At 64.2% G+C, this 26,354-nt stretch carries 24 protein-coding genes, 1 tRNA gene and 1 pseudogene; 14 read left to right on the top strand and 12 right to left on the bottom strand.

The features are described from left to right. The first annotated feature begins 21 nt into the window (after positions 1–21). On the top strand, positions 22–1,275 hold the full coding sequence (tyrS, locus tag BJF92_RS06370; RefSeq protein ID WP_075633897.1) for a tyrosine--tRNA ligase: 1,254 nt from the start codon (positions 22–24) through the stop codon (positions 1,273–1,275). 83 nt (positions 1,276–1,358) lie between these two features. On the opposite strand, the gene BJF92_RS06365 is transcribed toward tyrS, so the two are convergent. Continuing rightward, on the bottom strand, positions 1,359–4,748 hold the full coding sequence (locus BJF92_RS06365; RefSeq protein WP_075633896.1) for a YhdP family protein: 3,390 nt from the start codon (positions 4,746–4,748) through the stop codon (positions 1,359–1,361). On the opposite strand from BJF92_RS06365, the gene BJF92_RS25050 reads away from it, so the two are divergent. The 7 genes and pseudogenes from BJF92_RS25050 to BJF92_RS25970 all read left to right on the top strand — a co-directional run bounded on the left by BJF92_RS25050 (position 4,725) and on the right by BJF92_RS25970 (position 10,926). Further along, positions 4,725–4,961, top strand: a complete 237-nt coding sequence (locus BJF92_RS25050) for a hypothetical protein (protein ID WP_143523934.1) — start codon at positions 4,725–4,727, stop codon at positions 4,959–4,961. The two genes, BJF92_RS06365 and BJF92_RS25050, sit on opposite strands and share 24 nt — an antisense overlap. Before the next feature lie 321 nt (positions 4,962–5,282). Continuing rightward, complete coding sequence (locus tag BJF92_RS06360) at positions 5,283–5,753, top strand: peroxiredoxin (protein ID WP_075633895.1); 471 nt, start codon at positions 5,283–5,285, stop codon at positions 5,751–5,753. Then, positions 5,753–6,598, top strand: coding sequence for a ferritin-like domain-containing protein (locus BJF92_RS06355; RefSeq protein WP_075633894.1), 846 nt, complete (start codon positions 5,753–5,755; stop codon positions 6,596–6,598). The genes BJF92_RS06360 and BJF92_RS06355 overlap by 1 nt, the downstream gene beginning before the upstream one ends. Before the next feature lie 204 nt (positions 6,599–6,802). Next, a complete protein-coding gene (locus BJF92_RS06350; RefSeq protein WP_075633893.1) occupies positions 6,803–8,176 on the top strand; it encodes a M23 family metallopeptidase in 1,374 nt (457 codons plus the stop codon). Positions 8,177–8,425: 249 nt separating this feature from the next. After that, positions 8,426–9,973 carry a DEAD/DEAH box helicase gene (locus BJF92_RS06345; protein WP_075633892.1) on the top strand — a complete coding sequence of 516 codons (1,548 nt, stop codon included), beginning with the start codon at positions 8,426–8,428 and terminating at the stop codon, positions 9,971–9,973. 143 nt (positions 9,974–10,116) lie between these two features. Continuing rightward, positions 10,117–10,521 (top strand): annotated as a pseudogene (locus BJF92_RS25975) (NUDIX domain-containing protein); the annotation flags it as partial. Then, on the top strand, positions 10,510–10,926 hold the full coding sequence (locus tag BJF92_RS25970) for a nuclear transport factor 2 family protein (RefSeq protein ID WP_245294674.1): 417 nt from the start codon (positions 10,510–10,512) through the stop codon (positions 10,924–10,926). The pseudogene BJF92_RS25975 and the gene BJF92_RS25970, both read left to right, overlap by 12 nt. 205 nt (positions 10,927–11,131) lie before the next feature. Here the strand turns inward: BJF92_RS25970 and BJF92_RS06330 are convergent, their stop codons facing one another. From BJF92_RS06330 to BJF92_RS06315, 4 genes are all read right to left on the bottom strand, one after another. Next, complete coding sequence (locus tag BJF92_RS06330; protein ID WP_075633891.1) at positions 11,132–12,655, bottom strand: ATP-binding protein; 1,524 nt, start codon at positions 12,653–12,655, stop codon at positions 11,132–11,134. A 258-nt stretch (positions 12,656–12,913) separates the two neighbouring features. Next, the gene (gene murI / locus BJF92_RS06325) at positions 12,914–13,744 is read right to left on the bottom strand and encodes a glutamate racemase (RefSeq protein WP_143523932.1); all 831 of its coding nucleotides are present in this window, start codon (positions 13,742–13,744) and stop codon (positions 12,914–12,916) included. Beyond that, a complete protein-coding gene (locus tag BJF92_RS06320) occupies positions 13,737–14,600 on the bottom strand; it encodes an RNA methyltransferase (protein ID WP_075633889.1) in 864 nt (287 codons plus the stop codon). Before BJF92_RS06320 ends, murI begins: the two co-directional genes overlap by 8 nt. Positions 14,601–14,756: 156 nt before the next feature. Further along, complete coding sequence (locus tag BJF92_RS06315; protein WP_143523931.1) at positions 14,757–15,395, bottom strand: hypothetical protein; 639 nt, start codon at positions 15,393–15,395, stop codon at positions 14,757–14,759. Positions 15,396–15,607: 212 nt separating this feature from the next. Between BJF92_RS06315 and BJF92_RS06310 the strand changes: the two genes are divergently transcribed. Both BJF92_RS06310 and BJF92_RS06305 read left to right on the top strand, forming a co-directional pair. After that, positions 15,608–16,822: an NADP-dependent isocitrate dehydrogenase gene (locus BJF92_RS06310; protein WP_075633887.1), complete on the top strand. Its 1,215-nt coding sequence runs from the start codon at positions 15,608–15,610 to the stop codon at positions 16,820–16,822. Between the two features lie 133 nt (positions 16,823–16,955). Next, positions 16,956–17,576, top strand: coding sequence for a glutathione S-transferase family protein (locus BJF92_RS06305; RefSeq protein ID WP_075633886.1), 621 nt, complete (start codon positions 16,956–16,958; stop codon positions 17,574–17,576). A gap of 135 nt (positions 17,577–17,711) precedes the next feature. Here the strand turns inward: BJF92_RS06305 and BJF92_RS06300 are convergent, their stop codons facing one another. From BJF92_RS06300 to BJF92_RS06290, 3 genes are all read right to left on the bottom strand, one after another. After that, positions 17,712–18,428: an MgtC/SapB family protein gene (locus BJF92_RS06300; protein ID WP_075633885.1), complete on the bottom strand. Its 717-nt coding sequence runs from the start codon at positions 18,426–18,428 to the stop codon at positions 17,712–17,714. Positions 18,429–18,681: 253 nt separating this feature from the next. Continuing rightward, positions 18,682–19,440 carry a metallophosphoesterase family protein gene (locus tag BJF92_RS06295; RefSeq protein WP_075633884.1) on the bottom strand — a complete coding sequence of 253 codons (759 nt, stop codon included), beginning with the start codon at positions 19,438–19,440 and terminating at the stop codon, positions 18,682–18,684. Further along, positions 19,440–19,643: a DUF2842 domain-containing protein gene (locus BJF92_RS06290; protein WP_075633883.1), complete on the bottom strand. Its 204-nt coding sequence runs from the start codon at positions 19,641–19,643 to the stop codon at positions 19,440–19,442. The genes BJF92_RS06295 and BJF92_RS06290 overlap by 1 nt, the downstream gene beginning before the upstream one ends. A 325-nt stretch (positions 19,644–19,968) precedes the next feature. On the opposite strand from BJF92_RS06290, the gene BJF92_RS06285 reads away from it, so the two are divergent. Continuing rightward, on the top strand, positions 19,969–21,078 hold the full coding sequence (locus BJF92_RS06285) for a COX15/CtaA family protein (RefSeq protein WP_078057866.1): 1,110 nt from the start codon (positions 19,969–19,971) through the stop codon (positions 21,076–21,078). A 150-nt stretch (positions 21,079–21,228) separates the two neighbouring features. On the opposite strand, the gene argC is transcribed toward BJF92_RS06285, so the two are convergent. The 3 genes from argC to rplM form a co-directional block, all read right to left on the bottom strand. Next, positions 21,229–22,161, bottom strand: a complete 933-nt coding sequence (argC, locus tag BJF92_RS06280) for an N-acetyl-gamma-glutamyl-phosphate reductase (RefSeq protein ID WP_075633882.1) — start codon at positions 22,159–22,161, stop codon at positions 21,229–21,231. A 244-nt stretch (positions 22,162–22,405) separates the two neighbouring features. Then, positions 22,406–22,879 carry a 30S ribosomal protein S9 gene (gene rpsI / locus BJF92_RS06275; protein ID WP_075633881.1) on the bottom strand — a complete coding sequence of 158 codons (474 nt, stop codon included), beginning with the start codon at positions 22,877–22,879 and terminating at the stop codon, positions 22,406–22,408. A 2-nt stretch (positions 22,880–22,881) separates the two neighbouring features. Further along, entirely contained in the window at positions 22,882–23,346 is a 465-nt protein-coding gene (rplM, locus tag BJF92_RS06270) for a 50S ribosomal protein L13 (protein ID WP_075633880.1), read from the bottom strand. A gap of 384 nt (positions 23,347–23,730) precedes the next feature. Here rplM and BJF92_RS06265 point away from each other — a divergent pair, with 384 nt between their 5' ends. From BJF92_RS06265 to BJF92_RS06255, 3 genes are all read left to right on the top strand, one after another. Beyond that, positions 23,731–24,168 (top strand): VOC family protein, encoded by a 438-nt coding sequence (locus BJF92_RS06265; protein ID WP_075633879.1) that lies wholly within the window; start codon positions 23,731–23,733, stop codon positions 24,166–24,168. A 148-nt stretch (positions 24,169–24,316) separates the two neighbouring features. Next, entirely contained in the window at positions 24,317–24,622 is a 306-nt protein-coding gene (locus tag BJF92_RS06260; protein ID WP_075633878.1) for an ETC complex I subunit, read from the top strand. A 40-nt stretch (positions 24,623–24,662) separates the two neighbouring features. After that, positions 24,663–24,739: transfer RNA gene (locus tag BJF92_RS06255), tRNA-Arg, on the top strand. 96 nt (positions 24,740–24,835) lie between these two features. Here the strand turns inward: BJF92_RS06255 and BJF92_RS06250 are convergent. Further along, positions 24,836–26,323 carry an ImmA/IrrE family metallo-endopeptidase gene (locus BJF92_RS06250; RefSeq protein WP_143523930.1) on the bottom strand — a complete coding sequence of 496 codons (1,488 nt, stop codon included), beginning with the start codon at positions 26,321–26,323 and terminating at the stop codon, positions 24,836–24,838. Positions 26,324–26,354: the final 31 nt, after the last annotated feature.

Raw genomic sequence — 26,354 nt, 5'->3', positions numbered from 1 at the left:
AGACGAAGAAGAGACGGGACCATGTCCGAATTCAAATCCGATTTCCTGCGCACGCTCAAGGAGCGCGGCTTCATTCACCAGATTTCCGACGAGACGGGTCTGGACGATCTTCTGTCGAAGGAAATGGTCACTGCTTATATCGGCTATGATCCCACGGCCTCCAGCCTGCATGTCGGCCACCTCACCCAGATCATGATGCTGCACTGGTTCCAGGCGACCGGCCACCGGCCGATCTCGCTGATGGGCGGCGGCACCGGCATGGTCGGCGATCCCTCCTTCAAGGAGGAGGCGCGCAAGCTGATGACTGTCGAGATGATCGAGGAGAACATCGCCTCGATCAAGCGGGTGTTCTCCAGCTATCTGGATTACGAGCGGCCCGGCAATGGCGCCCTGATGATCAACAATGCCGAATGGCTGCGCTCGCTGAACTATCTCGAATTCCTGCGCGATGTCGGCCGGCACTTCTCGGTCAACCGTATGCTGTCCTTCGACAGCGTCAAGACGCGTCTGGACCGGGAGCAGTCGCTCTCCTTCCTGGAATTCAACTACATGATCCTCCAGGCCTATGACTTCGTCGAGCTCGCCCGGCGCTACGAGTGCCGCCTGCAGATGGGCGGTTCGGATCAGTGGGGCAACATCATCAACGGCATCGATCTCGGCCATCGCATGGGCACGCCGCAGCTCTACGCCCTGACGTCGCCGCTGCTGACCACGGCATCCGGCGCCAAGATGGGCAAGTCTGCCTCGGGCGCCGTCTGGCTCAATGCCGATCTCCTGCCGGTCTATGACTTCTGGCAATACTGGCGCAACACCGAGGATGCCGATGTCGAGCGCTTCCTCAAGCTGTTCACCACACTGCCGATGGATGAGATCGCCAGGCTGGCGGCGCTGGGCGGTGCGGAGATCAACGAGGCGAAGAAGATCCTCGCCACGGAAGTGACCGCGGTCCTCCACGGCCGGGCGGCCGCCGAAGAAGCGGCCGAGACCGCACGCAAGACCTTCGAGGAAGGCGCGCTGGCCGACAGCCTGCCCTCGATCGAGGTGCCCCGGAGCGAGCTGGACGCGGGCGTCGGCCTGCTGTCGCTCGTGGTGCGCGCAGGGCTCGCCGCATCGAACGGCGAAGCACGTCGCCATGTTCAGGGCGGCGCCGTGCGCATCAACGACGCCGCCGTCTCCGACGAGCGCGCGATGATCGGCACAAGCGAAGTCACGGCCGACGGCGTGATCAAGCTCTCGCTCGGCAAGAAGAAGCATATCCTCGTCCGCCCCGCCTGAACGGGCGCGCAACGAGCGTGAAAAAAGGCCCGCCGCGTCAAGGACACCGGCGGGCCTTTCTTTTATGGGGTTCGGCTCACGCTTTACTGGAACTCGAAGATCGAGCGGAACACGCCCGGTGCGATGATCGACAGCGGATTGATGGTCAGATCGGGCTTGTCGAAGCGCCCTGAGAGCTTGAAGGTGATGCCGAGCAGGCCGCGGTCGCGGCCATTGCCGAGCAGGTCGCCGATGATCGGCACGGCGCCGAATAGCCGGTTCAGCCCATAGGCCGGCATGAAGGTGCCGGTCATGTCCATCATGCCATTGGCGTCGCGCACCGTGCCCTGGAAGGTGGCGCCGACATCGACACCGCGCACCACGCCATTGCCCACGGAGATCGCGCCGCCGTCGAGCGCCAGATTGGCGAAGGCGCGCTCGAAGCGGGCCGTCTTCACGTCGATATCCTTCTTGGCCGCATCGCCCAGGCTGCGCCCGTCAGGCGCGGGGCTCGAGACCATCGACTGCAGCCGCGCCTCGTCCACGATCGAGAATTTGCGGATGTCTACCGTACCGCGCCAGGAGCCGGCGCCGCGCGCGCGCAGTTTCAGGTTCAGAAGGCCGCCGCGCATATTGCTGTAGATGTCGGCGAAACGGGCCACGGCGCCGGCATCGCCGCTGGTCAGCTCCACCGTATCGCCATCCGCCGCCATGCGCGCGACCACGGCCTGGCTGCTGCCGGTGACGGCCGAGAGCGTCAGGCCGCTGATCTCGCGGCCCTTGGCGGCATAGCTCAGATTGACGTTGGAAAGCTGCTCGCCATGGAAGCCCCGCATCGCGTTGAGATTGCCCGTCACGCTGATGCGCTGGGGATCGCCGACGCCGGTGGGCTTGCCCCCGGGCTCCTTCATGCCGGCGATCACCGTGCGCGCATCGAGCGAATCGCCCGAGACGTTGATCGCATAGCCGCCTTTCTGCCGCTTCAGGCCGAGGGCGAAATCGTCCTCGGTGCTGAGCCGGATCGTGCCGAACTGGGCGCTGACGAGGCCGGCCTTGTCCAGCACCATATCGCCGGCAATGCCGAAGCTGTCGCCGGTGAGCTTGAGCCCCCTGACGGAGGTCGTGCCGTTCTTGTCCGTGACGGTCAGGGCCGCCTTGGCCGGCACGCCGGGGCCCTTGCTCCAGCCGATATAGGGGAAAGTCACCGTCGCCTTGGCGAGGTCGAGATTGATCACCTGCCGTCCGCCATCCTCGAGCGACATGTCGAGGCCCATCGGCCCGGTGACGATGCTGGACAGCTCGGGCGCCAGCTTGGTGAGCGCGCCGGATGGCAGTGTGCCGGAGATGGTGCGCAGCCGCTTCACCTTCGCATTGTCGCCGATCGGCTCCACCATGGTCAGGTCGAGCGGGAAGCTGTCGACTTTGCCCGTCGCGTCGAGCTGCGCCTGCTGCGGATCGATCCGCAGAGCACCTTCGACATCGGTAATGGTGCGGCCGGAGAAGGGCCGCGTCAGCGACACGCCGTCGAGCTGCAGCTCGGCCTGCCATTGCGGCGGCGGCGGATGCTGATCGTTGATCAGCCCGATGCGCGCGCCCACATGGGCAGAGATCTGGCCCCTGAAGTCATCTGGCTTGAACGGCGTGCGCCGCAGCGCGTCGATCGGCTTGAACGTCGTCAGCTCGGCCACGGCATCCGCCTGCCCGCTGATCGCCAGGCGCATCTCCGCCATCAGGGGCTTGGTATGCACATCCGGCATGATCAGCGTTCCCTCGTCCAGCATCACCTTGCGCCCGGAGGGGAAATAGGATGCGGCCTTGTCGAACTGGATCTCGACACGCTTGCCGCGCAGTTTCAGGCTGCCATCGGCGTCGCGCAGCGGCGGAATGTCGCCGGCAATGTTGACGCGGGCGTCAGCGATGGAGAAATCGAGCTTGAGTTCGTTCTCGTCCAGATCGACCGGACCGGGCGTTGCCGCCAGCCGGCCCTCGGCGATCGACACCTCGATCTTGCCATTCTTCACCGTGCCGCCGAAGATGTTGGCCACCACCCAGTTGCGTGCATTCTTGCCCATCCACCAGGGCCAGAGCTGCTTGACGGCGGACGAGGCCATATCGGTGGTCAAGGCGGCGAAGGTGATCCCCGGCGAGGTCGTGCCGAACTGGACCGACAGCGAGCCGACCAATGAACCCAACGCGCTGTGAATCGCCATCTCGTTGAGAACGAGATTGCGCGTCTGGGTCAGGAACTGGCCCTTGATCGTCGCATTGAACGGCAGCGGCGCCTCGTTGACATCGGTGGCCGCCGCCAGCCCTTCGATAACGCCGAGGTCGATGGCGAAGCCCTTGGCCTGCGGATCGGCTGGGTCGGCAAGATCGGCCAGCGTGCCCGCCAGCGGATAGACGGCATCGCCGAAGCGCAGCATCGAGGGCTGCAGCACGATCACGCGGCGATCGAAATCATAGGACGCCGTGAGATCGCTCGGCAGCACGTCGGACTGCAGGTCGCCGGCATGGAAGGTGCCGGGCGCGACATGGGCCGAAAGCGTCAGGCCGGGGGCACCACCCTGCCCGCGAATGGCCTCGATAGACAGGCCGCCCTCGGCCTGGATGCCGAAGGCCGGTTCGGTGTCCGTCTCGGGGCGATAGAGCAGGGCTTGCAGCGGCAGGCCGCTCAACGCGCCGCTCAAGCGTTCGATGCGGCCCGCGCCCCGCTCCGCTTTCAGATGCAGCTCGGCTTCATGTCCGTCTATGGAAAAGGCGCCGTCGATCGCCATGGAGCCATCGGGTGCGCGGGCAAAGTCCAGCCGCTCGACATCCACCGAGACCACGCGGTTGCGCGGGCCCGCAAGCGCCAGCTTCACATCCGAGAGACGCACGACATTGGTCTGGCTGCGGCTGATCAGCGTCTCGATCGCATCCATCTGCTTGAAGACGGCGTCGAGCCCCTGGGGAACGCTGGCAATGCGCAGCGTGGTCAGGTCGAGCGGGCCGCCGGACGGCAGGAGGGCGGAATCGAACGTCGCGCCATCAGCCTCGATGCGCGTCACCGCCAGGCGTCCTGACAGGAGCGCGCGCATATCGACTTCGATCGACACTGCATCCGCGCTCATCAACTGCGCATTGCTGGCATTGTCGATCAGCGCCACGCCGCGCGCGCGCAGCGCGAGGCCGCCATCGGGCGAAAGGCGCAGAACGGTGGAGCGCACCTCCGCACGAAAATTCTCGCCGACGGCGGCGTCGAGCGCCGCCGTGGCGCGCTCGTTCAGCACGCTGTCGAAGGCTCCGTTCTCCATGGCGGCGACGAGGCCCGCGGCGCCCAGGATCACGATCACGATCAGGCCGAGGCAGCCGTTGAACAGCCTGGCCGGCCAGCCGCGCCGACGGCGCGTTCGGCCTTTGCCCGCGCCGGTCTCACCTGGCGCGCCGGGGGTCGTCGCCGGCGGCGTGGCTGCGGGAGGAGGCGGGGCCTCATGCTCATTGCGGATGTCGCTCATCGGCAGGCTCAGCTTTCGGGTCTGTCGTTGAAAGGCATCAGCGCGGCTTCTTCCTCTTCTGGCGCATTGGTGTGCCGGCGCAGGCGCAGCACGCACATCGTCGTCAATCTGATCGGCGCGGAGGCCGCGTTAATGCCGGCCCCCTTGCGTCATGGTCCCGCCGCCTGCAATCAGCGAGATGGGTCCCGTCATCGGAAAGACAAGGCTCCGTGACCCTGTGTGCGATCCGACCGGGATGGCATGGGCTAGCCCTTAAACCAGCCTTCAAACAGGACCGCCGCCCCGCCCTTCCGCACAGATCCCGAAGCATCGGACCGCCAATCACAAGCAGCGTCATGCCCGAGATCTCTTCGCCCGAGATCTCTTGGGTTGCATCGGGCTGATCTGAAAATCTCTCACCCCGTTGCAGCGCGATGCCCCAGACCGCGCCACCATCCTGTCGAAAACCTCGGCCTCACGCGAATCCCAGGTGGTCCATCGGGCCGCAAGGACCATATAAGTGCGGCGAGAAATGGTCGATAAGGAGAATTCAATATGACCCTGCCCGCTGTTGGCTCCCCCGCTCCCGACTTCACGCTGCCGCGCGATGGCGGCGGCACGATTTCGCTGGCCGATCATCGCGGCCGGCATGTCGTTCTCTACTTCTACCCGAAGGATGACACCTCCGGCTGCACGGTCGAGGCGATCGACTTCACCGCGCGCGCGCCTGATTTCGAAGCCGCCGGCGCCACCATCATCGGCATGTCGCCCGATCCGGTCAAAGCGCATGACAAGTTCATCAAGAAGCACAATCTCGGCATCGCGCTCGCCTCCGACGAGGAGAAGACCACGCTCGAAGCCTATGGCGTCTGGGTGGAAAAGAGCATGTATGGCCGGCGCTACATGGGCGTCGAGCGCACGACGATCCTGATCGCGCCGGATGGCACCGTGGCGCGCGTCTGGGAGAAGGTGAAAGTGCCGGGCCATGTCGAGGAGGTGCTGCAGGCTGTGAAGGCGGCAGGCTGATGCTGCCCTCGGCCGGCCCGATCGCGCTGCCGCCGATCCGCAGCCTGCGCGATGGCGCGGCACAGGCGATTGCGGCGGCCGATCTCGACCTGAAGACCGAACTGGCCCAGGAGACGGCGCGCCGCTGGACGGCGCGGCGCCTCTCGCTGCGCTCGCCGCTCGACGCGCCGGTGCCCGAGCGGCCGGGCCGGCCGGAGCGCCCGGAGCTCATCCCGCCCCGCAATGTGCCGCGCCGCTCGCTGCACACGCCGCAGGGGCGCGTGGCGCTTCTGCATGCCATCGCCCATATCGAGCTCAATGCCGTCGATCTGGCGCTCGATATCGTGGCGCGCTTTGCCGACCAGCCGGTGCCGCTCTCCTTCTTTGAAGGATGGATGCGGGTGGCCTTCGAGGAGGCCAAGCATTTCCGGCTGGTGCGGGCACGCCTGCGCGCGATGGAGGCCGACTATGGCGATCTGCCGGCGCATGACGGTCTGTGGCAGGCGGCGCACGATACCCGCAACGACCTGACCGCCCGGCTCGCCGTCGTGCCGCTGATTCTCGAGGCGCGCGGGCTCGACGTGACGCCGGCCCTGCAGGCCAAGATGCGCGAGACGGGAGATACAGAGAGCGCCGCCGTTCTCGACGTGATCTACGAAGATGAGAAAGGCCATGTGGCCGTGGGCGCCAAATGGTTCCGCTTCCTCTGCCAGCGCGAGCGGCGCGATCCGGTGCGCGCCTTCCAGGATCTGGTGCGCGCCAATTTCCGCGGACCGCTCAAGGCGCCCTTCAACGACATCGCCCGCGCCGAAGCCGGCCTGACCCCGGCCTTCTACCGGTCGATGACAACCTCCGCCAATATCTAGCGCAGGTCGATTTCATTAAAGCTTCATCTCCTCAAGGAATACGACGTTTCACAAACAGCGTCAGATATTTGCAGAATTTCTCTCATCAATTTGTTTCGAAGCGGAACCGGGAGAGCGGAAGGGCGCGTTAAGGAAATCTTAACCTTAATAAAGCCCAATGTCCTCATATGCGCGGCCGGTCGTCCCGCGCCCCAGAGGTCGCCCGTGACAGACACTTCCTCATCCCGGGTCTTCGGACAGCGAAAGGAGCCCTGGCTCCTCATCCTGGCGCGTGGCGAAAAGGTGCGTCACGTCACGCTGAAACCGTGGATGACGGCGACGGCGATCGGACTTTCCATGCTCACCTGCGTCGGCTTTCTCGGCGCCACGGCCTATCTGATGCTGCGCGACGACCTGATCGGCGGCACCATGGCCCGCCAGGCGCGCATGCAGCATGATTACGAGGACCGAATCGCCGCGTTGCGCGCCCAGGTGGACCGCGTGGCCAGCCGGCAGCTGCTCGACCAGCAGGTGGTGGAGCAGAAGGTGGAAAAGCTGTTGGAGCAGCAGTCGGCCATTTCCTCGCGCAATGGCCGGATCGGCTCCCTGGTCGAGCGGGCCGAGGATTCCGGCCTGGATGTTCGCGCCGACGAAGCGCCGGCGCTCGACGGGCAGGAGGAGCCGGCGATGCCGGCTTATGCCCCGCGTGACAAGCACGCCAGTGCGCAAGGCATCCGCGCGATCGAGGCGATGATCGGCCTTAAGACCCCGGCGGACAAGACGCTGGCGGACAGGCCGGCCGAGCCCCCGCGCGACGAGCCCTCGCGGACCGGCCCGCTCCGAGCCTTTGCCCGCCTCGCCGCCCCGGCCGAAAGCCTTTCCGATCGCGCCGACCGGCTGTTTTCCAAGGTGACGATTTCCCTGAAACAGATCGAACGCCAGCAGCGCGCGCAGATCGACACACTGACGGCGGACGCGGTCAAGACGGCGGATGCGATCCAGTCGATCGCCACGCGGGTCGGCGTGCCGCTCGACATGGCGAACAGCCCGACAGCGGGCGACGAGGATGCGGTTGGCGGCCCCTATATCGAGCCGCAGGCCCCTGATGGCTTCGACCGCTCGCTCGTGGCCCTCGACGGCGCTCTTTCCCGGCTCGAATCGGCGCGGATGCAGGCGCGGCGCCTGCCGGTCAGCAACCCCGCACCCGGCAGCCAGATCACCAGCCCGTTCGGCAACCGCCCCGATCCCTTCCTCGGCCGCCTCGCCCTGCATTCCGGCATCGATTTCCGCATCGGTGTGGGAACGGCCGTGCATGCGACCGCGCCCGGCACGGTGATCACCGCCGGCTTCAACGGTTCCTATGGCTATCTCGTGGAAATCGACCATGGCAATGGCGTGGCCACGCGCTACGCCCATATGTCTGAGATCGCGGTGCATAACGGCCAGAAAGTGACGGCCGGAACGACGCTCGGCTTCTCCGGCAATACCGGCCGTTCCACCGGACCCCACCTGCATTACGAGGTGCGGCTGGATGGCCGCCCCGTTGATCCCATGCGCTTTCTGATGGCAGGGCGAACGCTGGCTCCCTATCTCAATTAGGCGGCTGCTCGCACCGCTGCCGATCGCCTCTTTTAGCCGGGATCCGACTCGCCTGAGAGGCCTTCTTGCTTCGCGGATGCAAAATAGCGCGCTGGAAACCATTTTCGCGGTCGAAACGCTGCCTGCGGCCCGGCAAAAGGCTGCTTTCCTTGACTTTGCGCAGCTTTAAGCCTATGAGGCCCGCGACAATGCTGCTGCAGCCGCAAAAACCCAGGGTTCGGACGAACCGGAACGGAAACAGTTTTCCCTTTGACCACCTTTGCTGACCTTGGCCTGAGCCAAAAAGTCCTTTCCGCCGTCACCGACGCCGGCTACACGATCCCGACGCCGATCCAGGCGGGGGCCATTCCGCCCGCGCTGAAGCATCGCGACATTCTCGGCATCGCCCAGACGGGCACCGGCAAGACGGCCTCCTTCGTTCTGCCGATGCTGACGCTTCTCGAAAAGGGCCGCGCCCGGGCGCGCATGCCGCGCACGCTGATCCTGGAACCGACGCGCGAACTGGCGGCGCAGGTGGCCGAAAACTTCGAGAAATACGGCAAGAATCACAAGCTCAACATCGCTCTGCTGATCGGCGGCGTGTCCTTCGACGAGCAGGACCGCAAGCTGGAGCGTGGCGCCGACGTGCTGATCTGCACCCCCGGCCGCCTGCTTGACCATTGCGAGCGCGGCAAGCTGCTGATGACCGGCGTCGAGATCCTGGTGATCGACGAAGCCGACCGCATGCTCGACATGGGCTTCATTCCCGATATCGAGCGGATCGCCAAGCTGATCCCCTTCACCCGCCAGACCCTGTTCTTCTCGGCCACCATGCCGCCGGAGATTCAGAAGCTGGCAGATCGCTTCCTGCAGAATCCCGAGCGGATCGAGGTGGCGCCGCCCTCCTCCACCGCCAAGACCGTGACCCAGCGCATCGTCGCGACTCACGACAAGGATTACGAGAAGCGCGCCGTTCTGCGCGACCTCATCCGCGAGCAGACAGATCTGAAGAACGCGATCATCTTCTGCAATCGCAAGCTCGACGTGGCCGATCTCTACCGTTCGCTGAGCCGTCACGGCTTCTCCGTCGGCGCGCTCCATGGCGACATGGACCAGAGCTCGCGCACGAAGATGCTGGCAGGCTTCAAGGACAATCAGATCACCCTGCTGGTGGCCTCGGACGTGGCCGCTCGCGGCCTCGACATTCCCGATGTCAGCCATGTGTTCAATTTCGACGTGCCGATCCATGCCGAGGATTACGTCCACCGAATCGGCCGGACCGGCCGTGCTGGGCGCTCCGGCGCTGCCTTCACGCTGGTCAGCCGCCGCGACACCAAGTATCTCGACGCGATCGAGAAGCTGATCGACCAGAAAATCGAGTGGCTGAACGGCGATCTGACTGAACTTCCGCCGCCGGCCGAGAGTTATGAGAGCGCCAAGCCGAAGCGCGAGCGCGGCGGCCGGCGTGAGCGGGATCGTGATCGTGATCGCGGCCGTCGTTCCGAGACGCCCCGCGCAGAGGCAAAAGCGGAAGCGCGTGCAGCCGACAGTCATCGCCCCGACATGAAGTCAGGGGAAACTCCCGTTCTCGAAGAGACCAATGCGAAGGCGGATACCGTGAAAGCAGAACGCAAGGCCCAGCCCAAGGGACAGACTTCCGCTCGCCAGGCCAATCGCCCGGCCCCGGCGCCGGCTCCGGCCAATGACGACAACCGCGATCGGCGCAACCGCTATCGCCGCGATCAGGATGACGGCCCGACCCCCGTCGGCTTCGGCGACGATATCCCGGCCTTCATGCTGATCGCCGGCAAGGCCTGAGCATGATGGGCGCGCAGCCGCTTGAGGCGGACGCGCAGGGCAAACAAGACGAAAAGGCGGACGCAGCGATGCGTGCGCCTTTTGTCGTTGAGGATGCCACCGGCGCTGATAGGACTGCAGGTGATCTTTTGGAACCGATCGACATGGTCGCCAAACCGGGCCTGACCTTTCCCGGCGTCGGCTGTGGCCTGGCGATCCTGCGCGAGGGTCGCCTGCTGATGGCCAGGCGCATGAAGGCGCCTGAGGCCCACCACTGGACGATCGTCGGCGGTAAGGTCGACCATGGCGAGACAGCGGCCGAGGCCGCGCGGCGCGAGGCGGAAGAGGAGAGCGGGCTGACGATCGGCGCCTTGCGCTTTCTCTGCCTCAGCGAGCAGATCATCCCGGCCGACCGCCAGCACTGGGTATCGCTCATCTATGTGACGGACGAGACCACAGGCGAGCCCTGGCTGACCGAGCCGGACAAGATCGCAGAGATCGGCTGGTTCCCGCTCGACGCCCTGCCCGCTCCGATGTCGGTCTTCGCCCGCGATGCCGTGGTGGCGTTGCGCGCTGCTTCCGCTGCTCCCGTCCAGGATCTCGATCACCTGCGTCTGCTGGAAGAACGCCTGCATCAGCCCGCCATTCGCGCCAATGCCGAGGCGGTCGCGGCGCTGCTGGCGGAGGATTTTGTCGAGATCGGCAGTTCGGGACGCGTCTACCAGCGCGACGAGATCATCGCCGCCATGGCGGACGAGGCGACGATGCGCCCGCGCGCGCCGGTCGAAGCCTGGGATTACCAGCTTCGCGCGCTTGCCCCCGGTGAGGCACAGCTGCTCTATCGCACGGGCGAGCGCATCGACGGCGCATTGAGCAAGATCAGGCTGCGCAGCTCTCTGTGGGGCTGGATAGACGGCCGATGGCAGATGCGGTTCCACCAGGGGACGCCCGAGGCTTGTCACGGCGAGCGCTGACAAGCAGGGACGCGATAGGCCTGATCCGAAGTTCTGACGATCACGCGCGACGTCATCCTCGGGCTTGTCTCGAGGATCTGCCATGGTCAGTGATTCGTAGAGACATCAGGCGTTTGCAGATATCAGGGGCAACCCCGATCATGACGAAGCCGTTGATCCGGCGTATATGCAAAGGCACGGCATAACGCACCTTCCGTGTGCCATCTTACTCCGCAGCGGCGCGCGTTTCCTCCGGCGGCGCGTCGGCGGCACCGGGCGCGGTCTCGGCCTGCAGGTCGGGGAAGGCGACGATGCGGCGCCCGAACGGGTCGCTGTGCAGCACCACCAGCCCCTGCTCCTCGAAGTAGCCGAGCAGGCGGCGGGCGCGGCGGGCGGAATGGGTGCCATAGGCGCGCGCGATCATCGCATCCGAGGGGCATGGCAGCGCACGCAGCGCCGCCTGGGCCACCAGCAGGAACACGCCCTGCAGATCCTCCGTCACCTGCCTTGAGAGATCGAGCGCGGTGCGCCATCCCTCGCTGTCCGCCGTCTGCGCATCGACGCCCGAACGGGCGATCGCCATCTTGCGGCGGAAGGCGGAAAGCGACAGGGCTGCGCCGGGCACGCGGCGAATGCGGCAGCGCACGAGAAAGTCCTGAAACAGCTCGCCATCGGGGCGGTAGGCTGCATTCGGATTGTCGAGGATCTCTTCCAGAATCTGATCCATCAGCGATTCGCGCTCTTCCGGCGTCATGTCCGGCTGGGCTGGGCGCGGGTTGGCGCTTTGCGGCGCGGGCGCCGGCGTCAGTTCCGGGCGCGGCTTCGACAGCTCGGCGAGGATCTCCGTGGTGGGACGCGCGCTGGCAACCGGGCGGCGCGGCAGCGGCCGGGTCAGTTCATCGGCATCCGGCGTGAAGATCAGATCCTCGACATTGCCGCCCACTTCCGGCAGGGGCGTCAGTTTCGGGCTGGTGGAGCGGGCGGAGGTTTCGACCGGGCCGATCGACACTTTCAGCGGACGGCGCGACACTGCCGGACCGAGCGCCACGAAAGTGCCGCGCTTCAGGTCGCGGAACATCTCCGCCGTACGCCGGTCCATGCCCAGCAGATCGGCCGCGCGCGCCATGTCGATGTCGAGGAAGGTGCGCCCCATCAGGAAGTTCGAGGCTTCGGCGGCGACATTCTTGGCGAGCTTGGCCAGGCGCTGCGTGGCGATGACGCCGGCGAGGCCGCGCTTGCGGCCGCGGCACATCAGATTGGTCATGGCGCCCAGCGAGAGCTTGCGCGCCTCTTCCGATACGTCGCCGCTCACCGAAGGCGCGAACAGCTGTGCCTCGTCCACCACCACCAGCATCGAATACCAATAGTCGCGGTCGGCATCGAACAGGGCGTTCAGGAAGATGCCGGCGGTGCGCATCTGCTGCTCGATATCCAACCCCTCGAGCGAGAGCACGCAGGAAACACGGTGCTGGCGAATGCGCGTGGCGATGCCCACCAGCTCGCCATCCGTACGCTCGCCCTCGATGACGACATGGCCATACCGGTCCGCCAGCGTGACGAAATCGCCCTCGGGGTCAATCACGCATTGCTGGACCCAGGGTGCGGACTGCTCCAGCAGGCGGCGCAGGAGATAGGACTTGCCGGAGCCGGAATTTCCCTGAACCAGGAGACGGGTGGCCAGGAGTTCCTCGATATCCATGGGAACCGGCGCGCCTTCGGGGCCGGTGCCCATATCGATGCCGACGTTCATGGGGATCCTCGTTTCATGCGGGGCAGATGCTGACCGGGAGGACATCGCGTACCCCGGGCAAAGATCAAGTCTAGCATGGCGACCCCCGCCTGCCGAGCATCGGGGGTGCTTAACCCACAGGCTTCTCCCTGGATGTCGCCGATTTCTATTGATCTCACGACAAAATCGGAAAACGCTTTTCCTGATTATAGATAGCGAGGAAAACTCAAAAAGAGATTTAGGAAAAAGGGCGTAGATCCGGCGGAGGAACGCTTAACATCAGGCAAAGGGTGGCGGCGGGGCGAGCCGCAAGCCGAACCCATGCAGAAGGCGGCGAGTGGCGAAATCCGGATCGCCCGAGGTAAAGACTGCCCGGTCCTCGTTCTCGTCGTTCCAGCCCTCCTCCGTCAGCGGCACCAGCCGCCGCGCCTGCCGGGCAATGGCCTCGGCGGGGTCCAGCCAGTCGACCGGCCAGGGCGCCAGCCGACGGAAGAGATTGGCGAGGAAGGGATAGTGGGTGCAGGCCAGCACGACGATATCGGTGCGCGCGCCCTCCGTCTCCACGAAGCACGGCGCGATTTCCGCCAGCACCGCCGCCTCGTCCAGCGGCTCGCCGCGAATGGCGCGCTCGGCCATGCGCGCGAGATGGGCCGAGCCGACAAGATTGACCGTGCAGCGGCTGGCGAAGGACTGGATGAGATCGCGGGTATAGGCGCGCCGCACCGTGCCGGGCGTTGCCAGCACGGAGACCAGGCCGGAGCGGGTGCGCTCGGCCGCCGGCTTGATCGCCGGCACCGTCCCGACGAAGCGCATGGCCGGATAGGCGGCGCGCAGCGCGGCCCCGGCCAGCGTGAAGGCCGTATTGCAGGCCACCACGCAGATCTCGGGCCGGTAAGTCTCGATCAACTGCCCGAACAGCGTGACCAGCCGCGCGTTCAGCGCCTCCTCCGGCCAGTCGCCATAGGGAAAGCCGGCATCGTCGGCCACATAGAGGAAGGAGCGTTCCGGCATCAGCACCCGCGCTTCGCGCAGCACGGTCAAGCCGCCAATGCCGCTGTCGAACAGGAGCACGGGCGAAGCGCTGGTCGGGGCAAGCGACCCCTCAGCCATCCGCATCCTCGGCACCGGAAGCCGCCTCGTGCGCCTCGGCCCGCACCGCCTTGCGCGAGACGAGACCGGCCGCACGGGACGAGCCGCGCGGCGCTTCGCGGGTGAAGCGGTCGAGCGAGGAGATCACGCCGCGGATCACCTGGATCTCGGTCAGGCTGAAGCCCGGGCGGGTCAGCACCGCGCGCAGGTTTTCCACCAGCTTTGGCTTCTTCTCCGGCGGACGGAAGTAACCGCGCGCGTCCAGCGCCTCCTCGATATGGTCGAACAGGCCATGCAGATGGGTCTTGGTGGCCGGGGGCTGTTCGGGCGCCTGGAAGGGAACGGATTCAAGCGATTCCAGCCCCGATTTCATCCACTCATAGGACATGAGCAGGACGGCCTGCGCCAGGTTGAGCGAGGCGAAGGCGGGATTGACCGGGAAGGTGACGATCTCGTCGGCGAGCGCGATCTCGTCATTGGTGAGCCCCGTGCGCTCGCGGCCGAACAGGATGCCGACCGGCTGGCCAGCGCGAAAGCGGGCGCGCAGCGTCTCGGCGGCCACGCCCGGCGCGCGCACCTCCTTGAAGCCATCGCGGTCGCGCGCGGTGGTCGCATAGACGAATTCGAGATCGGCCACTGCCTCGCGCGTCGTCTCGAACACCTTCACGCCGTCGATCACGTGATCGGCACGGCTGGCCGCGGCCCGCGCCTTTTCGCTCGGCCAGCCATCGCGCGGGGAAACGAGCCGCAGCTCCGCCAGGCCGAAATTGGCCATGGCACGCGCCACCATGCCGATATTCTCGCCGAGCTGCGGGTGGACGAGAATGATCGCCGGCCCCTCGGCCAGAAGCGGTTTCTCGCTGTTCGTTCCTGCCATGTCGTCCTGATCCTGTTGCGGTTCGCCCCGGCCGGGCGCGCAAGCGCGCGACCAGGCCGGGAAAGACCGCTCCTCTACCGCATCCGGGCGGCAAGCGCGTAGCAGTTTTTTCCCCTCAGCAGGGTAAAACGGCCGTCGGCGCGGAGAATCCGGAGTTCAGTTGCCGTCCTTGCCGTCCTTGCCGTCCTTGCCGTCCTTGCCGGCCTCGTCCGCCGCCAGCTTGGCCATCTCGTCCAGTTCGCCCTTCAGCGAGCCGGCGGCATCGGGGCGGATGATGTCATCGATGACGACATGGCCGTTCTCCTCGATCATGCGGAAGGTCAGATGGCTCTGGTCTGGCGGCGGCGCGCCCTCCTCCGCCAGGCAATGCTTGTTGTCGAAGCTCACCTCGACCGGCGTTGCGCCGCCGGCCGCGGGCTTTTCCTCGATGTGGATATCCTTCAGCGTGCAGCTGTCCTGGCCGCTGACGATCACGTCATAGTCGAAGGGCGAGCCGCCATCCTCATAGGCCGGAAATTTCGCCGCCGCCGCATAGGCGCGGTTGAAATCGGCACTGTAGATCCGCTTCAGCCGCTCCGCGTCGAAATAGTCGCGCGGCTCGCCGCTCGGCGTCTCCGACCAGCCCCGCTCGGCCTCCGTCATGATTTCGCGCACCGGCGCGGTCATGTCTGCGGCCCGTGCCGGCGAAAGGGCCGGTTGCATCAGCATCATCGCCGAGACGGCCGCCATCATCATCGGCCGCCGAATGTCCGGCCGGTTCCCGCCGCTCCTGCGCATCGTTCTGTCCCCTGTCATTCTCACGCCTCTTGAGCCCCTGGCGACCATGATGCCCTGCCCTCCCCATGGATGCCGGACCGGCCACGCCACGATGATGCTCTTGCCTGGCAATCATGTCGGAAAATGGAAGGGCGAACGCGCTTTGCCTTGTCGTCTGGCAATGCTATAGCGCAGACACTCACGCTTTCACCCACGGGGCCTACCCCACTTCCAAGCACAGAGGCACTTTCATGATCAAGATCAAGGTGGAAAATCCGGTCGTCGAGCTCGACGGCGATGAGATGACCCGCATCATCTGGCAGTTCATCAAGGACAAGCTGATCCATCCTTATCTCGATATCGATCTCGAATATTACGATCTCGGCATGGAACACCGCGACGCCACCGACGATCAGGTGACGATCGACGCCGCCAACGCCATCAAGAAGCACGGCGTCGGCGTCAAGTGCGCCACCATCACGCCCGACGAAGCCCGCGTGAAGGAATTCAACCTCAAGAAGATGTGGAAGTCGCCCAACGGCACGATCCGCAACATTCTGGGCGGCGTGATCTTCCGCGAGCCGATCATCTGCGAAAACGTGCCGCGCCTCGTTCCAGGCTGGACCAAGCCGATCATCGTCGGCCGCCATGCCTTCGGCGACCAGTATCGCGCCACCGACTTCAAGTTCCCTGGCAAGGGCAAGCTGTCGATCAAGTTCGTCGGCGACGACGGCCAGACGATCGAGCACGATGTCTATGACGCGCCGGGCGCCGGCGTGGCCATGGCCATGTACAACCTGGACGAATCGATCACCGAATTCGCCCGCGCCTCGCTGAATTACGGCCTGCAGCGCAACGTTCCGGTTTACCTCTCCACGAAGAACACCATTCTCAAGGCCTATGACGGCCGCTTCAAGGACATCTTCCAGGAAGTCTACGAGAAGGAATTCGCCGAGAAGTTCAAGGAAGCCAAGCTCTGGTACGAGCATCGCCTGATCGACGACATGGTCGCCTCGGCGCTCAAGTGGTCCGGCGGCTATGTCTGGGCCTGCAAGAACTATGACGGCGACGTGCAGTCCGACATCGTGGCCCAGGGCTTCGGCTCGCTTGGCCTGATGACCTCGGTTCTGATGACCCCGGATGGCCAGACCGTGGAAGCCGAAGCCGCCCACGGCACCGTGACCCGCCACTACCGCCAGCATCAGAAGGGCGAGGAAACCTCGACCAACTCGATCGCCTCGATCTTCGCCTGGACCCGTGGCCTCGCCCACCGCGCCAAGCTGGACAACAATACGGAACTCGCCAAGTTCTCTGAAACGCTCGAGCGCGTCTGCGTCGAAACCGTCGAAGCCGGCTTCATGACCAAGGACCTGGCGCTGCTGATCGGCCCCGACCAGCCCTGGCTCTCGACCACCGGCTTCCTCGACAAGATCGACGAGAACCTGCGCAAGGCCATGGCTGCCTGAGGCTTTTGCCTTCGATCCGAACAGGAAATGGCGGGGGCTTCCCCGCCATTTTTCGTTTCCGGCGGCCCCGGCTGCGCATTGCCACGGCCGGCTCCGGCGGCTAGCCTACCGGCCAAAGCCTGGAGGAAACGCGATGACTGAAGACCTCGTGCTCTACACCAATCCCATGTCGCGCGGGCGCATCGCCCGCTGGATGCTGGAGGAAACCGAGATCCCCTATCAGGTCGAGTTCATCGGCTTTGGCGAGCGGATGAAATCGGCGGATTATCTCGCGCTCAATCCCATGGGCAAGGTGCCGGCGCTGCGCCACGGGCGTGCGCTGGTAACGGAAACGGCGGCCATCTGCGCCTATCTCGCCGAGACCTTTCCCGAAGCCGGGCTGCTGCCGCGCACGGATGTGGAGCGGGCATCCTATTATCGCTGGCTGTTCTTCGTGGCCGGCCCGCTCGAGTCGGCCGTGACGAACCGCGCCTTCCAGTGCGAGCCGCCGGCCGACAAGGCGCGCTCGGTCGGATACGGCACCTATGACGATGTGGTCAGCACGCTGGAGAAAGCCGTCTCCGCCCATGATTATATCGCCGGCGAGCATTTCACCGCGGCCGATGTCTATGTCGGCGCGCAGGTCGCCTGGGGGCTGCGCTTCAAGACGCTGGAAGAGCGGCCGGCCTTTGTCGCCTATGCCGCCCGTGTTGCCAACCGCCCGGCCGCACGGCGCGCGGCGGAGCTGGATGATGCGGCTCTCCCGAAAGGCTAAGGTGTCAGACCGAAACCTGGAAACCGGTTTTCGGAAAAATCCGACTCGGAAACAGAGGCCAGAAGCATCGGACTGCGGACGATCTCCCCTCCGCTGCTCCCGGCGCATGGGAACGGTCTGACAGCCCTGCGCGGTTCAGGTCTTGGTGCTGCCGTCCCAGCTGGCATTGATGACGGTCGCTTGCTGTTCGAGCACGGTGATGACCGCCTCGATCTCGTGGGGATGGACGGCGGTGCTGACGAGCGTGGCGACGATTTCGACCGTCTCGTCGCTGCGGTCGATGATGGTGACATCGCTGACGGGATATTTCGCCGCCTCGAGGCGCTCCACCAGGAGATCGCGCAGCTGCGGCATGGCCTCGCGGCTGGAGATGATGCTCACCTCATAGGTCGCTTCCGTGGTCCGGTCGTCGATCGGAATGCGGTTGATGCGGTTGACCAGGGGCCGCAGCAGCGTGTTGCCCGCCAGCACGAAGGCTGTGAGCAGCACTGCTTCGGCGATCTGCCCCGTGCCGGCGCAGCAGCCGACGGCGGCCGAGCACCAGAGCGTGGCGGCGGTGTTGAGGCCGCGCACATTCATCCCCTCCTTCATGATAACGCCGGCGCCGAGAAAGCCGATGCCGGAGACGACATAGGAGATGACCCTGACCGCCTCGGTCGCGCCCGCCACGCGCATGCCGAGATCCACGAAGGCAGCCGCGCCGACGGCGACCAGCACATTGGTGCGCAGGCCAGCCGTGCGCTGGCGATACTGGCGCTCCGCGCCGATCAGCGTTCCTAGCACGAAAGCGGTGAGAAAAGCGAGCGTGGTATCGAGAAGCGGAACGAGCTCAAAGGATTGGGCGAATCGCATGACGCTGTGAAAGTCCTCGCGCGCGCGGCGGCTGGAGTGGCGGCACCTGTCGCATGCCGGCCGAGGCAAGCGCGCGACGGGATGCGGCAGATGGAGAAAAGGGGCGCTCGCGCGCAGGTCGCGGGACGCAGCCATGGGGAAGGGCCTTGCCATGTCCGCGTGACAGTGAGGCGACAGGGCGCCTTGCGTTACAGGTTATCCACAGCAGGCTGACGAAGGCGTGGACGCCCTTGAAAGAAGGGATTATCCCGCCTCACCCGCGGCCGATCCGCCCGGTCCGCAAGGCCTCGGCCCAGTCCGGCCGGCCATGGCGGGCGGCGTGCGCGCTGGCCGCCAGGTGGTCATAGGCGACATGGCGGAACGCGACATCGAGATCGCGCCCCGCCGTCCAGTCGATCACAGCATAGCTTGCCAGCGGATGGCCCGTCTCCATCCGGTGCGGATAGGGCGTGTCGTCCTGATAGGCGGGGCAGCCGACGCTGCCGGGATTGAGCACGAATCGGCTATCATCGAGCCGCAGAAGGCGCGGACAGTGGGAATGGGCCGAGAGGACCACCCGTGCTGTAATGCCCTCCAGCGACGCTGCCACCTCGGGCAGCGAGCGCGGCTGGACCGTGCCGTCTTCCTGCACCTCTTCCAGCAGGTAGCTGTCATCCTTCTGCGGGCGTGCATGGCAGGCGAAGAGATCGCCGAGATCGAGCGTGGCCGGCAGGCCGGCGAGCCAGGCGCGGTGCCCATCCGTGAGCCGCGCCGCGGCGAAGCGGTCCGAAGGACCCATCTCGTCCGGCGGAATGGTCAGAAGGTGGCGGTCGTGATTGCCTCGGATCGCCATCATCGGCCGCTGCATCAGCCGCTCGGCCGTGCCGAAAGGGTCGAGCGGCCCGCTCAGGTGATCGCCGAGATTGATGATGCCGTCGATGCCCTGCCGGTCTATATCGGCGAGCACGGCGTCGAGCGCCAGCAGGTTTCCGTGAATGTCGGCAATGACGGCAAAGGTCTTTTCGCTCGCCATCAGACCGGTTTCTCCATCCATTTGATCACCAGCATCGCCGGCAGGATCCACAAAAGGCCGGAGAAGAAGAAATAGAGCAGATGCACCCACCAGGGCGACGCACCCAGGATGGCGGAGGCCACCGTGGTGGCGACGAGCGCATAGGTCACGACCAGGACGATAATCAGGATCGTGCCGACAAATTTTCGCAGACGCACAGGCAACGCGGTCTTCTCCCCTCTTTGCCATCAGTCTGACGGGGAAACGCCGTGAGGTCGAGAGGGGCAAGCGTCGATGCCCGGCTTTTGTCACGGCGGGCGCGACCGCATGCCGCAAAGACCTGCCTCTTGTCTTCATTGGCCGGCTGTTGCACATCAGCAGCATGCGATCGAAACCGGCCGTGGACAGAGGTGCAACCGCCTTTGACGTGCCATGGCCGTGCCATGTTGAGCCCGCCTGTTGCGCGACATGCCGCCTCCGTCTGGCGCGCAGGCGCGTCTGGTGGTCGGCGAAAGCAGGGCACAACAGCAGGCAGGATTGGAAAGAGCGATGAGCGATATCACCCTGGCCGGCGTGGCAGCGGGGCATCACGGCCCCCTGGCGACGCAGGCGCGCGACAGACGGCAGCTGCGCATCTGGCTCGGCGTCGTCATCCTGACGCTGTTTGCCCTCGTGCTGGTGGGCGGGGCGACGCGGCTCACCGAATCGGGCCTCTCCATCACCGAGTGGAAGCCGATCCATGGCGTGGTTCCGCCCTTGAGCCAGGCGGAATGGGAGCAGGAATTCGACCTTTACAAGCGCATCCCGCAATATAGCCAGCTGAACAGCGGCATGGATCTGGACGGATTCAAGACGATCTTCTGGTGGGAATGGGCGCATCGCCTGCTGGCCCGCTCGATCGGCCTGATCTTTGCGCTGCCTCTGCTGGCCTTCTGGCTCAAGCGCAAGGTGGAGCCCCGGCTGAAGGCGCCGCTCCTCGGCATTCTGGCGCTGGGTGGCTTTCAGGGCTTCGTCGGCTGGTGGATGGTCTCTTCCGGTCTCGTCAACCGCACGGAGGTCAGCCAGTATCGCCTCGCCACCCATCTGACGATCGCCTGCCTGATCTTCGCCGCCTGCGTATGGATCTTCCGGTCGCTGAAGGTGGAACGCCGCCGCGACCGTCCGCCGACGCGCTATTCGGTGCATGTCGCGGCGCTGATTACCGTGCTGGCGCTTGTGCAGATCTATCTCGGCGCGCTTGTGGCGGGGCTGGATGCCGGCCTGTCCTACAACACCTGGCCGCTGATGGACGGAGCGCTCATTCCCGGCGACCTGTTCCTGCGTGAACCGGCCTGGATCAACCTGTTCGAGAACCCCAAGACCGTGCAGTTCGTGCACCGCTGCGGCGCCTATCTGCTCCTGATTGTCACCTTCGGTCATATGATCGCCAGCCAGGCGCTCGCGCCAGGATCGACCCATGCGCGCGGCGCCACGCATTTGGCGATGGCGGTGCTGCTGCAGGCGAGCATCGGCGTTGCGACGCTTCTGTTCGCAGTGCCGATCGGGCTCGGCGTGCTGCATCAGGCCGGCGCGCTCATGGTGCTCGCCGCAGCCGTCATGCATTGGCGCGGTTTCCTCGGCAGCCTTGCGCTGCCGGGGGCCGTCCCGGCAAAGGGATGAGCATCGTGCCCGCCTCGCCTGTCACCCCCGCCTCATCCATCACCCCCGACTCATCCACCACCCAATGAAAAAGCCCGTCCGCAGGAACCGCGTGACGGGCTTTTTATTAGGCTTTTCTCGCGGCGGACGAACCGGCGATCCGTGAAACCGTCAGGCCGACAGCATCAGGTCCATGTTCTGCACGGCCGCGCCGGAGGCGCCCTTGCCGAGATTGTCGAGCAGGGCAACCAGATTGACCTGCGCGCCGCCGGGCGTGCCGAAGACGAAGAGTTTCATCGTGTCCTGGCCTGCCAGCTCCACCGCGTCCACGCGCGCCATCTTGGCGCTCTCTTCCAGCGGCACGACGGTGACGATCGACTGGCCGGCATAATGGGCCGTAAGCGCCGCATGCAGGCTTTCCAGCGTGGCGCCAGTGCCGAGGTCCTCCAGGAAGAGCGGGATCTGGACGATCATGCCCTGCGGGAAACGGCCGACGGAGGGCGCGAAGATCGGCGCGCGGGCGAGCAGGCCATGGGTCTGCATTTCCGGCACATGCTTGTGCTTCAGCGTCAGGCCGTAGAGGAAGTTCGGCGAGCTGATCGCGTCGGGATGGTTCGCATCCTCCATCTGCGCGATCATCTGCTTGCCGCCGCCGGTATAGCCCGAGACCGCATTGACGCTGACCGGATAGCTGTACGGCAGCAGGCCGGCCTGGCGCAGCGGCCGTAAGAGGCCAATGGCGCCGGTGGGATAGCAGCCGGGATTGGCGACGAAGCGCGCGGCGCGGATCTTGTCAGCCTGGCCCTTGTCCATCTCGGCAAAGCCGTAGGCCCAGTCGGGTGCGACACGATGGGCGGTCGAGGTGTCGATGATCCTGACCGTCTCATTGCCCTTGACCATTGCGACGGCCTCGCGCGAGGCATCGTCCGGCAGGCAGAGAATGGCGATATCGGCGCTGTTCAGCAGCTCCTCGCGCAGCTGCGCATTGCGCCGCTCGGCCTCGGGAATGGAGAGAAGCTCGACATCGTCGCGGCCTGCCATGCGGGTGCGGATCTGCAGCCCGGTGGTGCCGTGCTCGCCATCGATGAAGATCTTCGGTTTCATGTGTATCGTCCTTTTCCGTCAGAGGCTTGCCGTCGTTTACGGAATCAATGTGACAGGCGGTTGATGCGGCCCGCCAAAGGCGGCCCCCGCCCGCGGCGGTCCATCGGCTTCAGCGCGAGCCTATACAGCCCGCAAAGGCCCTCGGCAATGGCATCGACGGGCCGCGGAGCGGGCACACCACAAACGAAAAAAGCGGAGCCGAGGCCCCGCTTTTCCGAAGGATCCGTTTCCGGTCCCGAAGCGATTAACGCTTGGAGAACTGGAACGAACGGCGGGCCTTGGCCTTGCCGTACTTCTTACGCTCGACGACGCGGGCGTCGCGGGTCAGGAAGCCGCCCTTCTTCAGAACGCCGCGCAGGCCGGGTTCGAAGTAGGTGAGCGCCTTGGAGATGCCGTGACGAACGGCACCGGCCTGGCCGGACAGACCGCCGCCGGCGACGGTGGCGTCGATGTCGAACTGGCCGTCACGGGCAGCAGCGACGATCGGCTGACGCAGGATCATCTGCAGAACCGGGCGGGCAAAGTAGCCGGTGAAGGGCTTGCCGTTGACGGTGATCTTGCCGGAGCCCGGCTTGACCCAGACGCGGGCGACGGCGTTCTTGCGCTTGCCGGTCGCATAGGAGCGGCCCTGGGCGTCGACCTTCTTGACGTGAACCGGAGCGGACGTTTCGGTCTGCTGGGTCGCGGCGAGGTCTTTCAGAGAGGAGAGGTCGGCCACGATCAGGCGCTCCTTACGTTCTTGCTGTTCAGCTTGGCGACGTCGAGGACGGTCGGCTGCTGGGCTTCATGCGGATGGTTGGTGCCGGCATAGACGCGCAGATTCTTCATCTGGCGACGGCCGAGCGGGCCGCGCGGAACCATGCGCTCGACAGCCTTCTCGATGACGCGCTCCGGGAAGCGGCCTTCGATGATCTGGCGCGCGGTGCGCTCCTTGATGCCGCCGGGATAGCCGGTGTGCCAGTAGTACTTCTTGTCGGTGTACTTCTTGCCGGTCAGAACGGCCTTTTCGGCATTGATGACGATGACGTTGTCGCCGTCGTCGACATGCGGGGTGAAGGTCGGCTTATGCTTGCCGCGCAGGCGGTTTGCGATGATGGAGGCGAGACGACCGACAACGAGGCCTTCGGCATCGATGACGATCCACTTCTTCTCCACCTCGGCGGGCTTCTGAACGAAGGTCGACATGATTTTGCTTCTTTCGTTTAAGACCCGGATGGCCTTGCGACCCCGGGCGTTTCTTGTTGCTTGGTTTCACCTGAGCGGATGCACCGGGTGAAAAACGAACGGCCGTGAGCGCCTCGCAAGAGGGTTCCGGCCGGACAGGCGCGCTTATAGGCAAAGGCAGCCTGCCCGTCAAGCAGACGGGACAATCGCGCTTGAATTCGCATTAAGCAAAATCAATGGGTTAGTCATGTGGTATTATGCTGCCACACAAAACTTCGGGCGGAATCGGCGAGGTGCCTTCCCTTTCCCCGCCCGAAAGCCGCAGCACTACCGGCATCTTTGCGCTTGCGGGTACAATTCGGATAGAACATAAGATGAACACCCTTCACCCAAGGAGCCGATCCCATGTTCGACCGCCGCATCTCCCTCATTACATTGGGCGTCGAGGACGTGGCGCGCGCCACGTCCTTCTATGAGTCCCTTGGCTGGCAGCGGGCCAGGGCGTCCAATCCCTCGATCACCTTCATCGCGCTGAAGGGTATCGTGCTGGCCTTGTTCTCGCGCGCGCAGCTGGCGGCCGATGCGGACCTGGCCGATCCCTCGCCGGAGGCGCGCGTCTTCTCCGGCGTCACGCTGGCGCATAATCTCGACAGCGAGGCGGCGGTGGACGCCGCCTACGCCTTTGCCCTCGAAAAGGGCGCCCGGCCCGTCAAGCGGCCGGAAAAGGTGTTCTGGGGCGGCTATTCCGGCTATTTCGCCGATCCCGACGGACATCTCTGGGAAATCGCCTATAATCCCTTCGCCCCGCTCGATGCCGAGGGGCATATGCAGCTTGGCGACTGATCCGGCCTCGCCACGATTTCTTCATGAAAAGAACAGGCTGAGCGCGAGAGGCAGTTCCGTTTGCGGCGGTTTTGCGTTATGGATTGCGCAAACGCCAAGGGCCGGACGGATTGTCCGGTCGTTCAATCATGCCTGGAGCTTGTGGTCCATGTCCGCCAAGATCTACCGCCCCGCCAAGACCGCGATGCAAAGCGGAAAGGCGAAGACGCATCTCTGGATCCTCGAATTCGATCAGGATGTGCCGCGCACGATCGACCCGATGATGGGCTATACCAGCTCGGCCGACACCCGCCAGCAGGTCAAGCTGACCTTCGACAGCGCCGAACAAGCCGTTGCCTATGCCGAGCGCAATGGCATCGACTACCGCGTCATCGCCCCGAAGGACGCCACCCGCAAGGCCGTCTCCTACAGCGACAATTTCCGCTACAACCGCCTCCAGCCCTGGACGCACTGACCCCTTCCGCGCCGTCCGCTATCAAGCCGGCGGCGCCCGCGGCCCCTTAGCTCAGCTGGATAGAGCACCTGCCTTCTAAGCAGGTTGTCGCAGGTTCGAGCCCTGCAGGGGTCGCCATTTTGATCGCGGTTTGAAAGAGGCGGCGATGTCAGCCTTTGGCTTGGCCTGTCTGATTATTCACTTCAAGGATAGAATGCGTTTTTTGTGAAGTGACTACTGATTGATCTTCGTCACGTGACCTAAAGTGAAAAAATTCTCAATTAAATTGCTGGCATGCCTGTTGGCTTCTGCACCAACACCAAACGTTCGTTGATCCGTTACAAGGCCTAATGACTTAAGTCTGATTTCGACAGCTTCCTTCGATGCGAGGAAAAGCTCAGACAGGTAGCAGATAATTTCGTTATACGGAACGTAGTTTACTGGTTGATCATCAACGAAAATGTAACCGAAACCTCTGTCGCGTATGCCTTTCATTTTACGCGCAGCCGACGTAGCCAACTTAAAGGCAAATTCTGGGAGAAGAAGTTCGGAAGCGAACAAATTAGCTTGAACTTCCATGCGGGCGTAATCAAAGTCTCCGGGTGAATCCGACATTACGAGCAGGTCATGTTCAATAACCGTGTCAGATAACAGATAGGTGCCGTGGCCTAAACGAAAATGACCTATCTCGTGAGCAAGAGTAAAACGCTCCCGAAATGGGTGGTTGTGAGCACGAATTAAGATCTTTCGCTCAATAAAGTTTGCCTCGCCTAGCACAGGCGTAAGCTCTGCATCTATTGCGCTGTATTCGATTGTATTAACGCTAACCGATATTTCTTTGCAGATTTCGAATAGATTAACGTGCCCCTGACGATAGCCAACACTATGCAACAATTGCTCTACATTGCTTCGGATCGCTTTAATTGGCACAAAGGGTATGCGTGTCGCGCGCCTATCAAAATTTGATCGATCAGCTTCCTCTTCCTGCAATGTCTCGAGCAGGTTTATCAACCCGCTGAGGAATTTGCCGTCGATATAGGCGGAGAATTTTAGAGACTTAATGCATTGCTTCTCTTCTAAAAGTTGCCGCTTGACGAAAGCGTGCTCAACCATCCAATTTTTGCGCTCAGCGATGACCTCAATGCCGGCCTCATCAAATTTAGCGACTCCGATTTTGCGATTTTCAGCAACCTTCATAGCACCAGACTGTAAGCGTGACGCAACAACGATAACGCCCTTTGCCGAATGGCCAAATGCTGATGTTAGTTTGTCTGAGAACTCTCGCACCCAATCTTCTGATACACCCGAAGCGTAATTCTTGCACTCGAACACATAATAGCAGCTGGGTTTCTTACCGCCACGTCGATATATCTCGATAACAATATCGAATTCGACGTCGCCCTCCCTATCCTTGCAATAATATTTGGCCTTATGCCGAATGTTGCAGCGGTCCGGCCGGCAGAAGTCGTAGATATCTTCGCCTCTTTCTCTTTGGCTGGTGAAATAATTGTAGAGCGCGTTTTCAAGACGGTTGCCCTTCGACACAGAACTCACTGACATCTTCTGAGAACCTTCGCTTCGATAAAGCCATAGTTGCAGGCACAGCAAGCAGTTTACAAGTGCACTTGGCGAGGCGAAGGCGTGAATAGGCAAGCTTTCACAAGAGATAGATTTCACGGAACGACGAGCTAACGAAACATCATCGACCGAAACCACCACCACAATCTTAAGCCCTTCCCGCTAAAACAGACGC

This window comes from Xaviernesmea rhizosphaerae (assembly GCF_001938945.1).
GTDB lineage: Bacteria > Pseudomonadota > Alphaproteobacteria > Rhizobiales > Rhizobiaceae > Xaviernesmea > Xaviernesmea rhizosphaerae.
Note: the sequence above shows the minus strand (reverse complement) of the source record. Positions and strands in the feature narration are given on the sequence as shown.

Coding starts and splice junctions, on each gene's coding strand:
- tyrS (WP_075633897.1), top strand. CDS start 22: ATGTCCGAATTCAAATCCGATTTCCTGCGCACGCTCAAGGAGCGCGGC.
- BJF92_RS25050 (WP_143523934.1), top strand. CDS start 4,725: ATGCTCATTGCGGATGTCGCTCATCGGCAGGCTCAGCTTTCGGGTCTG.
- BJF92_RS06365 (WP_075633896.1), bottom strand. CDS start 4,748: ATGAGCGACATCCGCAATGAGCATGAGGCCCCGCCTCCTCCCGCAGCC.
- BJF92_RS06360 (WP_075633895.1), top strand. CDS start 5,283: ATGACCCTGCCCGCTGTTGGCTCCCCCGCTCCCGACTTCACGCTGCCG.
- BJF92_RS06355 (WP_075633894.1), top strand. CDS start 5,753: ATGCTGCCCTCGGCCGGCCCGATCGCGCTGCCGCCGATCCGCAGCCTG.
- BJF92_RS06330 (WP_075633891.1), bottom strand. CDS start 12,655: ATGAACGTCGGCATCGATATGGGCACCGGCCCCGAAGGCGCGCCGGTT.
- murI (WP_143523932.1), bottom strand. CDS start 13,744: ATGGCTGAGGGGTCGCTTGCCCCGACCAGCGCTTCGCCCGTGCTCCTG.
- BJF92_RS06320 (WP_075633889.1), bottom strand. CDS start 14,600: ATGGCAGGAACGAACAGCGAGAAACCGCTTCTGGCCGAGGGGCCGGCG.
- BJF92_RS06315 (WP_143523931.1), bottom strand. CDS start 15,395: ATGACAGGGGACAGAACGATGCGCAGGAGCGGCGGGAACCGGCCGGAC.
- BJF92_RS06310 (WP_075633887.1), top strand. CDS start 15,608: ATGATCAAGATCAAGGTGGAAAATCCGGTCGTCGAGCTCGACGGCGAT.
- BJF92_RS06305 (WP_075633886.1), top strand. CDS start 16,956: ATGACTGAAGACCTCGTGCTCTACACCAATCCCATGTCGCGCGGGCGC.
- BJF92_RS06300 (WP_075633885.1), bottom strand. CDS start 18,428: ATGCGATTCGCCCAATCCTTTGAGCTCGTTCCGCTTCTCGATACCACG.
- BJF92_RS06295 (WP_075633884.1), bottom strand. CDS start 19,440: ATGGCGAGCGAAAAGACCTTTGCCGTCATTGCCGACATTCACGGAAAC.
- BJF92_RS06285 (WP_078057866.1), top strand. CDS start 19,969: ATGAGCGATATCACCCTGGCCGGCGTGGCAGCGGGGCATCACGGCCCC.
- argC (WP_075633882.1), bottom strand. CDS start 22,161: ATGAAACCGAAGATCTTCATCGATGGCGAGCACGGCACCACCGGGCTG.
- rplM (WP_075633880.1), bottom strand. CDS start 23,346: ATGTCGACCTTCGTTCAGAAGCCCGCCGAGGTGGAGAAGAAGTGGATC.
- BJF92_RS06265 (WP_075633879.1), top strand. CDS start 23,731: ATGTTCGACCGCCGCATCTCCCTCATTACATTGGGCGTCGAGGACGTG.
- BJF92_RS06260 (WP_075633878.1), top strand. CDS start 24,317: ATGTCCGCCAAGATCTACCGCCCCGCCAAGACCGCGATGCAAAGCGGA.